Source organism: Pseudoclavibacter sp. RFBG4 (assembly GCF_002931515.1).
In the GTDB taxonomy this organism is placed as follows: Bacteria; Actinomycetota; Actinomycetes; order Actinomycetales; family Microbacteriaceae; genus Pseudoclavibacter.
In genome coordinates, this window is record NZ_PSYC01000020.1 from 110467 (window position 1) to 123884 (window position 13418).

11 protein-coding genes are annotated in these 13418 nt (G+C 69.0%); 9 read left to right on the plus strand and 2 right to left on the minus strand.

Going from position 1 to position 13418, the window contains the following annotated elements; all coding sequences use genetic code 11:
* Positions 1 to 3 precede the first annotated feature (3 nt).
* From C5E10_RS05605 to prfA, 9 genes are all read left to right on the plus strand, one after another.
* Positions 4 to 795: a transglutaminase family protein gene (locus tag C5E10_RS05605; RefSeq protein ID WP_181062671.1), complete on the plus strand. Its 792-nt coding sequence runs from the start codon at positions 4 to 6 to the stop codon at positions 793 to 795.
* 57 nt (positions 796 to 852) lie between these two features.
* On the plus strand, positions 853 to 2517 hold the full coding sequence (gene argS, locus C5E10_RS05610; protein ID WP_104306900.1) for an arginine--tRNA ligase: 1665 nt from the start codon (positions 853 to 855) through the stop codon (positions 2515 to 2517).
* A 6-nt stretch (positions 2518 to 2523) separates the two neighbouring features.
* Positions 2524 to 3309, plus strand: a complete 786-nt coding sequence (locus C5E10_RS05615) for a DUF2993 domain-containing protein (RefSeq protein WP_104330803.1) — start codon at positions 2524 to 2526, stop codon at positions 3307 to 3309.
* A gap of 107 nt (positions 3310 to 3416) precedes the next feature.
* On the plus strand, positions 3417 to 4535 hold the full coding sequence (locus C5E10_RS19515) for an LmeA family phospholipid-binding protein (protein WP_104330804.1): 1119 nt from the start codon (positions 3417 to 3419) through the stop codon (positions 4533 to 4535).
* A gap of 66 nt (positions 4536 to 4601) precedes the next feature.
* Positions 4602 to 6062, plus strand: coding sequence for a diaminopimelate decarboxylase (gene lysA, locus C5E10_RS05625; RefSeq protein ID WP_104330805.1), 1461 nt, complete (start codon positions 4602 to 4604; stop codon positions 6060 to 6062).
* A 13-nt stretch (positions 6063 to 6075) separates the two neighbouring features.
* A complete protein-coding gene (locus tag C5E10_RS05630) occupies positions 6076 to 7428 on the plus strand; it encodes a homoserine dehydrogenase (RefSeq protein WP_104330806.1) in 1353 nt (450 codons plus the stop codon).
* A gap of 87 nt (positions 7429 to 7515) precedes the next feature.
* Entirely contained in the window at positions 7516 to 8466 is a 951-nt protein-coding gene (thrB, locus tag C5E10_RS05635) for a homoserine kinase (protein WP_104330807.1), read from the plus strand.
* 143 nt (positions 8467 to 8609) lie between these two features.
* The gene (rho, locus tag C5E10_RS05640; RefSeq protein WP_104330808.1) at positions 8610 to 10559 is read left to right on the plus strand and encodes a transcription termination factor Rho; all 1950 of its coding nucleotides are present in this window, start codon (positions 8610 to 8612) and stop codon (positions 10557 to 10559) included.
* 17 nt (positions 10560 to 10576) lie between these two features.
* A complete protein-coding gene (gene prfA / locus C5E10_RS05645; protein ID WP_104330809.1) occupies positions 10577 to 11659 on the plus strand; it encodes a peptide chain release factor 1 in 1083 nt (360 codons plus the stop codon).
* 170 nt (positions 11660 to 11829) lie between these two features.
* Here the strand turns inward: prfA and cysE are convergent, their stop codons facing one another.
* Both cysE and cysK read right to left on the minus strand, forming a co-directional pair.
* Complete coding sequence (gene cysE, locus C5E10_RS05650) at positions 11830 to 12432, minus strand: serine O-acetyltransferase (protein ID WP_104330810.1); 603 nt, start codon at positions 12430 to 12432, stop codon at positions 11830 to 11832.
* Between the two features lie 3 nt (positions 12433 to 12435).
* Positions 12436 to 13371 (minus strand): cysteine synthase A, encoded by a 936-nt coding sequence (gene cysK, locus C5E10_RS05655; protein WP_258071008.1) that lies wholly within the window; start codon positions 13369 to 13371, stop codon positions 12436 to 12438.
* Between the last annotated feature and the right edge of the window lie 47 nt (positions 13372 to 13418).

Below are 13418 nucleotides of genomic sequence, written 5' to 3' on the forward strand. Positions count from 1 at the left end.
GTGATGCGAAAGATCGAATCTGCCATTGACCTCGAACTCGACGGGGAAGCCGACCTCGTGTTCTCGATCGCTGCCCACACGCTGGCGAACCTCGAGAGCGAGTCCTTCACGATCACGGGCGACGGCGAACCGCTCGACGTCATCGAATCCATCGACCGCTCAGAGTGCCGGCTGCACCGCGTGACGACCTCCGCGAAGCACATCGAGATGCGCTACTCCGCGACGGTGCTCGACCGCGCGCAGCCGAACGAGCCGGAGGAGCTGGACCTCATCCAGTTCCGCCGCCCGTCCCGCTACGCGGAGTCGGACCTGCTCGGACCGACCGCGCGGTCGATGTTCCGCGGCAAGCAGGGCTTCGAGCTCGTCGACGCGGTCGTCGACTGGGTGTCGAGGAACATCAGCTACGTGCCGGGCTCGAGCGCCCCGACCGACGGCGCGCGCGACACCTTCCTGAAGCGGCAGGGCGTCTGCCGCGACTTCGCTCACCTGACGATCGCGTTCCTGCGCGCCAACGACCTCCCGGCGCGCCTCGTCTCCGTGTACGCGCCGGGGCTCGTGCCCATGGACTTCCACGCCGTCGTCGAGGTGCTGGTCGACGGAGCCTGGTACGTCGTCGACTCGACGCACCTCGCGCCGCGCCGCCTCATGCAGCGCATCGCCAGCGGCAGGGATGCCGCGGACACGGCGTTCCTGAGCAACACGATCGCGAACCTCCGCCTGTCCAAGCTGCACGTCGACGCGACCTCGAGCGAGCTCATCCTCGAGGACTGGACGGAGCGGGTGCAGCTGGGCTGACGGTGGCGCGAGCACGCGCCGCCGACGGCCCTCGAGCGGCTCTAGGATGGGAGGCCTATGACTTCTCCAGCTCTCGTCACGGCACTCACCACCGCTGTCAACGCCGCGCTCGCGCCCCTAGAAGGCGCTGAGGGCATCACCGTCCCCGAGACGGACATCGTTCTCGAACGGCCGCGCAACCGCGACCACGGCGACTGGGCATCGAACATCGCGATGCGCCTTGCGAAGCGCGTCGGCACCAACCCGCGTGAGCTGGCCTCAGGCATCGTCGAGCAGCTGATCCTCGACCCCCAGGTGGCGAGTGCAGATGTCGCGGGACCCGGCTTCATCAACATCACCCTCGACACGGCCACGGCCGGCGCGCTCGCCAAGGTGATCGTCGACGCCGGATCGGCGTACGGCAATGGCGACTCGCTCGCCGGCGTCAAGCTCAACCTCGAGTTCGTCTCCGCCAACCCGACGGGCCCCATCCACATGGGCGGTGTCCGCTGGGCGGCCGTCGGCGACTCCCTGGCCCGCGTCCTCACGGCGGCAGGTGCCGACGTGACGCGCGAGTACTACTTCAACGACCACGGGGCGCAGATCGACCGCTTCGCTCGGTCGCTCCTCGCGGCCTACCTCGGCGAGGGCACTCCGGAGGACGGCTACGGCGGCGCCTACATCAGCGACATCGCCGGGCAGGTTGCCGCGGCCTACGGTGACGGCATCGCCGAGCTCGACCGGGAGGCCCAGCAGGAGGTCTTCCGCTCCAAGGGCGTCGAGCAGATGTTCGGCGAGATCAAGCAGAAGCTCCACGACTTCGGCGTCGACTTCGACGTGTTCTTCCACGAGGATTCGGTGCACGAGTCCGGTGCGGTCTCGCGAGCCATCGAGCGCCTCCGCGAGCAGGGCCAGATCTTCGAGCAGGACGGCGCGCAGTGGCTGCGCACCACCGAGTTCGGCGACGACAAGGACCGCGTCGTCGTGCGATCCAACGGCAGCCCGACCTACATGGCCGGCGACATCGGCTACTACCTCGACAAGCGCGAGCGTGGCTTCGACCAGTGCATCATCATGCTCGGCGCCGACCACCACGGCTACGTCGCGCGCATGATGGCGATGGTCGCGGCGTTCGGCGACCAGCCGGGCGTCAACCTGCAGATCCTCATCGGCCAGATGGTGAATCTCGTGAAGGACGGCGAGCCCGTGCGCATGTCGAAGCGCGCCGGCACGATCGTGACGCTCGACGACCTCGTCGACGCCGTCGGCGTCGACGCGGGCCGCTACGCGCTCGTGCGATCCTCGGCGAACTCGACGCTGGACATCGACCTCGATGTCCTCGCGCAGCGCACCAACGACAACCCCGTCTACTACGTGCAGTACGCGCACGCCCGGACCTGCGCGGTCGGACGCAACGCCGCCGAGTCCGGAGTCGACCGCTCGGTCTTCGAGCCGTCGCTGCTCGACCACGAGTCCGAGTCGGCGCTCCTCGGGGCGCTGCAGGACTTCCCGCGCGTCGTCGCGGCCGCCGCCGAGCTGCGCGAGCCGCACCGCGTCGCCCGCTTCGCGGAGGAGCTCGCAGGCCTCTACCACCGCTGGTACGACAGCTGCCGTGTCATCCCGCGTGGGGACGACGAGATCACCGACCTCCACCGCACCCGCCTGTGGCTGAACGACGCCACGAGCACGGTCCTGCGCTCGGCACTCACCATGCTCGGCGTCTCGGCTCCCGAGCGGATGTAGTCGGACGTGACCGCGCTCGGTCCGCCGGAGGAGCGCATCCAGCTCCTGCGGGAGTCGCGCGCACGCAGCTGGGTCAAGGCCTCGCTCTGGCTGCTCGGCGCCCTGCTGCTGCTCGTCGGCCTCGACGTCGGGGTTCGCCTCGTCGCGCAGGATCGCATCGCCCAGCAGGTGCAGGACACGCTCCCGCCCGGGGTGGACGGCGAGGTCAGCGCGCGTGTGCACGGCTTCTCGACGCTGTGGCAGCTCGCCACCGGTCGGGCGAGCCACGTCACGGTCTCAGCGGATGAGCTCACCGCCTACGGCCTGAACCTGGCGGCGACCGTGGACGCGTACGGCGTGCACATCTTCGACGGGATGCGGACCGAGATGCTCGCGGGCACGCTCAACGTGCCGGAGGCGACCCTCGAGGGCGTTGCCGCGCTCCCCGGAACCGATGCGTCGCTGGAGCTCGGCGACGACGAGCTGTCCTACCGCTCGACGGTCTCCATCCTGGGCCTCACGGGTACGCTCACCGTCGACGCGCAGCTGCGCCTCGTCGACGGCGAGGTGATCATCGATCCGACGGATGTCGAGGTGTCAGGGACGGCGTTCGGCCAGGCCCTCACGCAGGCGCTCCCTGACATCGCCGAGTTCGCGGTGCCGATCTGCACCGCCGACTACCTCCCTGCCGGCCTGCACGTGTCCGAGCTGCGCATCGCGGAGGGGATGCTCACGGTCGGCGTCGAGGCGAGGAACATCGCGCTCTCCGCTGAGATCCCGGATTCCGGGGAGTTCTCCACCTGTCGCGACTAGTTTCGAGCTGCGACGATGGGGTCCATGCCGACGAGGCCGCCCCGACGCGCTCGATGGATCGCACTCCGCGCGACGTCGGCCGGCCGCCGAAGAACTGGAGAACTGAGATGAGCATGCCGCCGAACGGACAGGGCTTCGGTCAGCAGCCGGGGCAGGGCCAGCATCCCGGATACGGTCAGCAGGCATCGCAGCCCGGGTACGGACAGCAGCCTGGACAGCCGCAGCAGCCCGGACAGGGCCGGGGTCCCCAGCAGCAGCAGCCACCATACGGCCAGGGCTCCGGGTACCCGCATTCGTCGCAGCAGCCTGGCTACGGCCAGCAGCCGCAAGGACCTGCCTACGGCCAGCCACAGCAGCCGCAGCAGTTCGGCCAGCCGCAGCACGGCGGGGCCCCACAGCAGTACGCGCAGTCGGGCGGTCAGCCGCCGCACGGTCAGCAGCCGGGCCCGTGGCAGGGGGGCCAGCCCCCGCAGGGGAAGAAGCCGCGGCCCTGGTACGCGCAATGGTGGCTCTGGACGGGCGTCGGCGTCGTCGTGATCGCCGTTGGTCTTGTCGTGGGCGAGGCCGTGGCGCGGGCGAACGTCACGAGCGCGCTCGAGGAGCAGGCGGGGAAGATCGTCATCGACAACTACGGCGAGGCGGCGGCCCCGAGCGAGTACGCCGTCACGGTGGATGGCTTCAGCGTCCTCGCGCAGCTCCTCACCGGCAAGATCGAGCACGCCACCATGACGTCGCAGGGCGACGGCGACATCACCGTCGGCATCGACCTCACGGGCATCGACGCGTCGCTCGAAGGTCCCGTCGACTCGACCACGGTCGATCTCGCCGTCTCGACCGAGGTCCTCGACGGCGTTCCGGCCGCGCTCCAGGGCGAGGAGAGCGAGATCAACACCGACTCCTACGACACGACCATCAGCTACGGCGACAACGTGATCAACATCGAGGCCATCAGCGGCACCGGCGAGTGGCAGGTGAAGGTCGAGTCCGAGCTCGGCTACGAGGCGACGGACGGCAAGCTCTTCGTCACGAGCGACAGCAGCATGACGCTCTTCGGGACGAGCATCCCGTTCGGCTCGAACGAGAAGGTCGAGGTGCCGACCTGTGCGGACTCGGAGCTCGAGGCGAAGGTCACCGAGGCGGCCGTCACCAGCGACGCGATCTCGTTCTCCTGGCAGGTCGACGGCGCGCGGCTGAGCGAGCTGCCCGCGGTGGCCGACTGCCTGTAATCCGCCCGCGTGCGTGCTCTGGCCTCTCGCCTGTTCCGGCGAGGGGCCAGCAGATAGCATGCTCTGGTGCCTGAAGCTCTCCACGAACCCCACGCCACCAGCCAGACGGCTGCCAGCCCGCTGGCGCCAGCCGACCTCGAAGTTCCGTCGGATCTCGACGAGCTCGACTCCCACGTCTGGTCGAGGAACGCTGCTCGAGCGGCGGACGGCGCGATCGAGATCGCGGGCATGGACGTCCGAGCGCTTGCGGAGCGGTTCGCGACGCCGCTGTACGTCGTCGACGAGGCCGACGCCCGCTCGCGTGCAGCGGAGACCGTCGCCGCGTTCGCCGACGCCTTCGAGCCGCTCGGCGTCACCGCCAAGGTCTACTACGCGGGCAAGGCGTTCCTGAGCGCCGACGTCGTCCGCTGGATGCTCGAAGCGGGCTGCGCCATCGACGTGTGCAGCGAGGGCGAGCTCGCCCTCGCGCTCGCCGCGGGCGCGCCCCCCGCACGCATCGGCTTCCACGGCAACAACAAGTCGACGCGCGAGATCGGCATCGCCGTCGGCGCCGGTATCGGGGCGATCGTGCTCGACAGCGCCCAGGAGCTCGACCGTGTCGCAGCGGCCGCCCTGGCCGCGGGCGTTCGGCAGCCAGTGAGGCTGCGCGTCAACTCGGGTGTGCACGCCTCGACACACGAGTTCCTCGCCACGAGCCGCGAGGACCAGAAGTTCGGCATCCCCCTCGATGAGGTGGATGCGTTCGTCGCGCGCATCCGCGAGCACGACTCCGTGGAGTTCCTCGGCCTGCACTCGCACATCGGCTCGCAGATCTTCGACGCCGACGGGTTCGGCGAGGCCGCCGACCGCCTCGTCGAGGTCCACGCTCGCCTCCTCGAAGGGGGACCGGTTCCGGAGCTGAACCTCGGCGGCGGCTACGGCATCGCCTACCTGCCGCGCGAGACGCCCACCGACATCCGCACGATGGCCTCCCACATCGCCTCCCACGTGGCAGCGGCCTGCACGAGGCTCGGCGTCGCAGTGCCGAACATGGCCTTCGAACCGGGTCGGACCATCATCGGCCCCGCCGGGACCGCCCTGTACGAGGTCGGGACGACGAAGTCCGTTCGCGTCCCGCTCGACGAGGGCGGCAGCGCCGAGCGCCTCTACGTCTCCGTCGACGGAGGCATGAGCGACAACGTCAGGGCGGCCCTCTACGAGGCCGAGTACAGCGTTCGCCTGGCTTCGCGGGCCTCCACGGCCGACCCGGCGCTCGTTCGTGTCGTTGGAAAACACTGCGAGTCCGGCGACATCGTCGTTCTGGCAGACTATCTTCCGAGCGATGTCGCCCCTGGCGACCTCGTCGCCGTGCCAGCGACCGGCGCATACTGCTGGTCGCTCTCGAGCAACTACAACATGATCGGCCGACCGGCCGTCGTCGCGGTTCGCGACGGCGAGGCGCGCACGCTGATCCGTGCGGAGTCCGTGGCCGATCTGCTTGCCAGAGACGCGGGACTCCCAGCTGCCGTGACCGATGAGCGCCCGTAACCGAGGAGAACCGATGAACCAGAACCGACCCATCCGAGTCGCCCTGCTCGGCGCGGGATCCGTCGGGTCGCAGGTCGCCCGCATCCTGATCGAGAACGCCGACGAGCTCGCCGCTCGTGTCGGCGCCCCGCTGCTGCTGACCGGTATCGCCGTCCGCAACGTCGATGCGAAGCGCGACGTGGACCTGCCGAAGGAGCTCTTCACCGACGACGCGGAGCGGCTCATCCTCGGCTCCGACATCGTCATCGAGCTCATGGGCGGCATCGACCCGGCGAAGGGCCTCATCTCCCTGGCGCTGTCGACGGGTGCCGACGTCGTGACGGCGAACAAGGCGCTCGTCGCGGCGCATGGCCCCGAGCTCTTCGATCAGGCAAGGCGCGTCGGCGCTCAGCTGACCTACGAGGCCGCCGTCGCCGGCGCCATCCCGATCATCCGCCCCCTGCGCGACAGCCTCGCGGGCGACCGGGTCGAGCGCATCCTCGGCATCGTGAACGGCACGACGAACTTCATCCTCGACCGGATGCACACTCGCGGCGACTCGCTCGAGGAAGCGCTGCGCATCGCCACCGATCTCGGCTACGCGGAAGCCGACCCGACGGCCGACATCGGCGGCTACGACGCCCAGCAGAAGGCGGCGATCCTCGCCTCCATCGCCTTCCACACCGAGGTCCCCGTCGAGCTCGTCCACCGCGAGGGCATCACCGAGATCACGATCGAGCAGATCGAGCGCGCAAAGGCGGCGGGGTTCGTCGTGAAGCTCCTCGCTATCTGCGAGCGCGTCACGACGGCAGATGGGGTCGAGGGCATCTCAGCGCGCGTGTACCCCGCGCTCGTCGACGCGCAGCACCCGCTCGCGTCGGTGCACGGCGGCAACAACGCCGTCTTCGTGCAGGCGCAGGCTGCTGGCGACCTCATGTTCTACGGCGCTGGCGCCGGGGGAGTGGAGACCGCATCTGCCGTGCTCGGCGACCTCGTCTCCTCCGCCCGTCGACGCGTCAACGGTGGCCCTGGCCTCGGTGAGTCGACGCACGCAGACCTGCCCGTCCTCGACGTCGGCGAGATCACGACGCGCTACCAGATCATCCTCGAGGTGCACGACCGTCCAGGTGTGCTCGCCGAGATCGCGAAGGTCTTCAGCGACTTCGGCGTGTCCGTCTCGACCCTGGAGCAGCGCAGCGCCGACATGAGCGATGCGACGGCCGGTTCCGGCGCACCATCGACCGGTGAGGCCGAGCAGGGTGCCACCCTCGTCATCGGCACGCACTCGGCCACCGAGCGAGCGCTCTCAGCGCTCGCAGAGGCCCTCGCCGCGCACGAGGCATCACGGCGGGTCACCGGGGTGCTCCGTGTCGAGGGCGCGCTCTAGCGCAGGGCGGCTCGACGGCACCGCGTCGGCCGTCGTTCCCATCGATATCAATCCAATCGCAACAGTCCTCTGCCTAGGAGTCGCAGCATGAAGCAGGTCGAACAGGCGCGTCGCGTCGAAGTCAAGGTCCCCGCGACGAGCGCCAATCTCGGTCCGGGCTTCGACACCCTCGGACTCGCGCTTGCCGTGTACGACACGCTTGTCGTCGAGAGCGCGCCAGCGGGCGTGCTCGAGATCGAGGTCGAGGGAGTGGGAGCGGAGAGCGTGCCCCGCGACGCCTCCCACCTCGTGGTGCAGTCCATCGAGCACACGCTGAACGGACTGGGCTACGAGCTGCCCGGTCTGCGCATCAGCGCCGTCAACACGATCCCGCACGGGCGGGGCATGGGCTCATCCGGTGCCGCCATCGTCTCCGGCGTCATGGCGGCTGCAGCGCTCGTGTCGAACGACGTCGATGTCGACGCCGACACGCTGCTCCGCTTCGCCACCGAGCTCGAGGGGCACCCCGACAATGTGGCGCCCTGCCTCTTCGGCAGCCTCACGATCGCCTGGGTCGGCGAGAACGGCCCCCGCTCCAAGCAGCTGCTCGTGCACCGCGGCGTCTCGCCCATCGTGCTCATCCCGACGGAGACGATGTCGACGAAGCTCGCCAGGAGCCTCCAGCCGGAGAGCGTCCCGCACGCCGACGCGATCTTCAACCTCTCCCGCTCGGCGCTGCTCGTCGCCGCGCTCGTGCAGAGCCCGGAGCTGCTCTTCGAGGCCACGGAAGACCGGCTCCACCAGAGCTACCGCGCATCCGCGATGCCCTTCACGAGCGGCCTCGTCGCCGAGCTGCGCGCTGCTGGACTGCCCGCCGTGGTCTCCGGCGCGGGCCCGAGCGTCCTCGTGCTGTGCTCCAGCCCCGAGCAGCGTCTGCAGGCAGCCGCGGTCGCCGAGGCCAACACGCAGACGAAGTGGAATGCCATCATGCCCGCCGTTGATTTCCTCGGTGCTACAGTTGAGGTGCTGTCGGGCGACGCGGCCACACTCTCGGTGTAGGCACAGCGCGACAGCTTCAACTCTCCGAGCAGCGGAGTACGCACCCCCCTCGATTTCTGTCGATGTGGTTCAGAGTGTGTGAGAAGTCCCGCTCGCTCGATCTGAACACCGCAGAACGCGGTAGAGGTAAGGACTCACAGCAGATGACTGACACAACACCAATTGCGGGGCAGGAAGCTCCGCTCACCTCGATGAAGGTCGCCGACCTCCAGGCGCTTGCCGCCGGACTCCAGATCCGCGGCGCTCGCAGCCTGCGGAAGGGAGCGCTCATCGAGGCCATCGAGGCCGCACGGACGAGCGCCGAGCCCGAGGCTGTCGCCGCAGAGGCTCCGGCCGAAGCGGTTGAGGAGCAGTCGGCGCCCGTCGAGCCTTCCGCCCCCGAGGCTGAAGCGCCGGCGTTCGCCGTCGACGAGACCCCGGCCGTCACCGAGGACGACCGCACCGAGGCGGCAGCATCCGAGGCGCCGGCACCCGAGGCCACCGAAGCCGAGCAGTCCTCGTCCCCGAGCGTCCCCGAGCTCTCCCTCGACGACCTCGTCCTCCCGCCCGCACGCGGCGAAGCCTCCGAGCAGGACGACGCACGCGACGAGGACCAGGGCCGCGCCGGTCAGCGCAAGCGCGGACGCGGACGCGGACGCCGTGGTCGCGGAGCCGACAACGAGCAGAGCACGGACAGCGCCGAGCCGGCCGCCAAGCAGGAAGAGGCGCCCGCAGAGCAGAGCAGCGACGCGCAGGACGACGAGCAGCAGGGCGGACGCCGCCAGCGCGGACGCTCTCGCGGACGTGGCGGCGAGCAGGCCCAGGGCCGCACAGAGACCCCGCAGGCCCAGGACGCGCAGTCCGACGACGAGACCGACGAGCAGCGTCGCAGCCGCGGCGGACGCTACCGCGACCGCAAGCGCGGACGCGGAGGCGCTGAGGACACCGAGCCGGAGATCGCGGCCGACGACGTTCTCCTGCCCATCGCCGGCATCCTCGACGTCCTCGACAACTACGCCTTCGTCCGCACCAGCGGCTACCTCCCGGGACCCAACGACGTCTACGTGTCGCTCGCGCAGGTCAAGAAGTACCAGCTCCGCAAGGGCGACGCCGTCGTCGGAGCCATCCGCCAGCCGCGCGAGGGCGAGAACCAGCACGGCCGCCAGAAGTTCAACGCGATCGTCCGCTTCGACGCCATCAACGGCCAGTCGCCGGAGGAGCCGCGCCAGCGTCCAGACTTCGACTCGCTGACCGCGCTCTACCCGCAGGAGCGCCTCCGTCTCGAGACGAGCGAAGATCGCGTCGCGACTCGACTCATGGACCTCTTCGCGCCCATCGGCAAGGGCACACGCGGCCTCATCGTCGCCCCGCCCAAGTCGGGCAAGTCGATCGTCCTCGAGCAGGTTGCAGCTGCCGTCGCGAAGAACAGCCCGGACGTGCACCTCATGGTCGTGCTCATCGACGAGCGCCCAGAAGAGGTGACGCACATGCAGCGCACCATTCAGGGCGAGGTCGTCGCGGCCACCTTCGACCTCCCGGCCGACGACCAGACGACCGTCGCGGAACTCGCGATCGAGCGAGCCAAGCGCCTCGTCGAGCTCGGCCACGACGTCGTCGTGCTGCTCGACGGCGTCACCCAGCTGTGCCGCGCCTACAACCTCGCGGCACCCGCATCCGGACGCATCCTGCCCGGCGGCGTCGACGCATCCGCACTCACCCCCGTTCGACGCTTCTTCGGCTCGGCCAAGAACGTCGAGAACGGCGGCTCGCTCACGATCCTCGCCACGGCGATGATCGGCACCGGCTCCAAGACCGAGGACACCATCCTCGAGTCGTTCGCGGGAACCGGAAACATGGAGCTTCGCCTCTCGCGCGACATCGCCGACAAGCGTGTCTTCCCGGCCATCGACATCTCGCACTCGCAGACGCTCCGCGAGGAGCAGCTGCTCACCCCGCAGGAAGTCGAAGCGACCTGGAGCATCCGCCGTGGGCTCACGGGAGGCAACGCGCTCCTGTCGCTCGAAGCAGTCCTGGCACGAGTCGCCAGCACGACCACCAACGCAGAGTTCCTCGCTTCCGTCGCGAAGCAGCCCATCCGCGCAGCCAAGGCGTAGTCGTGGCCAGACACGAGATGGCCGACTCCGTTCGGCAGCTTCGCGCCGAGCACGAAGACCTGCAGGAGCAGCTCGCCGACCCGGAGCTGCACGCCAACCCGGCGCGCGCCAAGAAGGTCAACAGGCGCTACGCGCAGCTCGCGCAGATCCTCGCGGCGGACGCCTCGAGGGCTGAGCTCGAGGACGACCTCGAGGCGGCGCGAGAGCTCGCGAAGGAAGACGAGTCGTTCGCCGAAGAGGTTCCCGTGCTGGAGGAGAACCTGCGCATTGCGCAGGAGAAGCTCCGCCGCCTCCTCATCCCGCGCGACCCCGACGATGGACGCGACGTCATCATGGAGATCAAGGGCGGTGAGGGCGGTGAGGAATCGGCGCTCTTCGCCGCCGACCTCCTGCGCATGTACTCGCACTACGCGGAGCAGCGCGGCTGGAAGACCGAGATCATCTCCTCGACGGAGAGCGACCTCGGCGGCTTCAAGGATGTCCAGGTCGCCATCAAGGGCAACGCGAACGACCCGGCTCTCGGCGTCTGGGCCAGCCTGAAGTACGAGGGTGGCGTGCACCGCGTCCAGCGGGTGCCGGCGACCGAGTCGCAGGGCCGCATCCACACCTCGACGACGGGCGTGCTCGTCTTCCCCGAGGTCGATGAGCCCGAGGAGATCGAGGTCAGCCCGAACGACCTCAAGATCGACGTCTTCCGCTCCTCAGGCCCTGGCGGCCAGTCGGTGAACACGACGGACTCGGCGGTGCGCATCACGCACATCCCGACCGGCATCGTCGTGTCCATGCAGAACGAGAAGAGCCAGATCCAGAACCGCGCTGCCGGCATGCGAGTGCTGCTCGCGAGGCTGCTCGCGCACCAGCAGGAGCAGATCGCCGCTGCTGAGTCGGAAGCACGTTCCGGCCAGATCCGCACCATGGATCGCTCGGAGCGCATCCGCACGTACAACTTCCCGGAGAACCGCATCGCGGATCACCGGACGGGGTACAAGTCGTACAACCTCGACCACGTGATGAACGGGGCCCTCGGTCCGGTCATCCAGTCGGCCATCGCTGCCGACGAGGAAGCCCGCCTCGCGGCACTCGCGGGCAACGACGACTAAGCGCAGCTCCACCACAGCGCGAGACGGCGACCAGCAGATCTGCTGGTCGCCGTCTCTCTGTCTTTCTTTCTGTCTTTCTGTCCCATCGTCTGCAGCGCGGAGCCTTCTTTTTTGCGAGGGCCTCCGCGGCCCGCTTCACCCCTGGCTACTGGTCAGACCTTTGAGATCTTTTAGATCTCGTAGTATCCGACCAGATCCTGTTCGGCGGAGGTCCGCTGGCGGATGCGCGCCGGAACCCCCGTCAGCACGGAGTTGGGCGGTGCGTCGCGCGTGACGACCGCATTCGCACCCACTCGCGAGTCGTCACCCACCGTGATGTTGCCGAGGAGCTTCGCGCCAGCCCCGATCAGGACGCGGCTGCCGATCGTTGGGTGCCGCTTGACGCGATGACCCGAAGTGCCGCCGAGCGTGACGCCGTGGTAGATGAGGACATCGTCCCCGACGATCGCCGTCTCGCCGATGACGATGCCCATGCCGTGGTCGATCACGACTCTGCGGCCGATCCGGGCGCCGGGGTGGATCTCGACACCCGTCGCGAAGCGATTGAACTGCGAAAGGGTGCGCGCGAGGAGCTTCGTGCCCGGGCGCATCCAGAGAGTGTGGGCCACACGGTGCAGCCACAGGGCGTGGAGTCCCGAGTAGTTGACGACGATCTCGAGCTTCGAGCGGGCCGCCGGGTCGTTCTTACGCGTCGCCGCGATGTCCTCCCTGACCCGACGCCAAACGCCGACACCATGCGGTGCCGGCGTTCGACGAGGTGCTGCCGTTGCCACTCGCTAGTCGCGCAGGTCGTCGAAGAGCACCGTCGAGAGGTAGCGCTCGCCGGTGTCGCAGATGATGACGACGATGTTCTTCCCGGCGTTCTCCGGACGCCTTCCGATCTCGAGAGCGGCCCAGAGGTTCGCTCCGCTCGAGATGCCGCTGAAGATGCCCTCGGTCGAGGTCAGCGCGCGGGAGACGCGGATGCTGTCCTCGAGCGTCGCGTCGAGCACCTCGTCGATGACGTCGCGGTCGAGCACATCGGGAACGAAGTTCGCGCCGAGGCCCTGGATCTTGTGCGGCCCAGCCTTGCCCTCCGTGAGGAGCGGCGAGTCCTTGGGCTCGACGGCGACGATCTTGACGTCGGGCTTGCGCTCCTTGAGCACCTGCCCGACACCGGAGATGGTGCCGCCAGTGCCGACGCCGGCGACGAAGATGTCGACCTCGCCGTCGGTGTCCGCCCAGATCTCCTCCGCCGTCGTCTCGCGGTGGATCTGCACGTTGGCCTCGTTCTCGAACTGTCGGGCGAGGATCGCGCCAGGCGTCTCGGCGACGATCTCCCTGGCGCGTGCGACGGCTCCGCGCATGCCCTCTGGGCCTGGCGTGAGCACGAGCTCCGCGCCGAAGGCCTTCAGGAGCTGGCGGCGCTCGACGGACATGGTCTCGGGCATCGCCAGGATGACGCGGTAGCCACGGGAGGCGCCGAGCATGGCGAGCGCGATACCCGTGTTGCCCGACGTGCCCTCGACGATCGTCCCACCGGGCTGCAGCTCGCCACTCTGCTCAGCTGCGCGGATGATGCCAAGGCCCAGGCGGTCCTTGACGGAGGAGCCAGGACCGAAGAACTCGAGCTTGGCGAGGATGTTCGCGCCGGTGTCGTTGATGCGGCCGAGCTTGACGAGCGGGGTGCGGCCGACGACCTCGGTGATGTCGTTGTAGATCTTTCCAGTCACTTCGTGCCCTTCTGGGATGCTGTGTGAACTTCGTGGGAGTCGCTGGC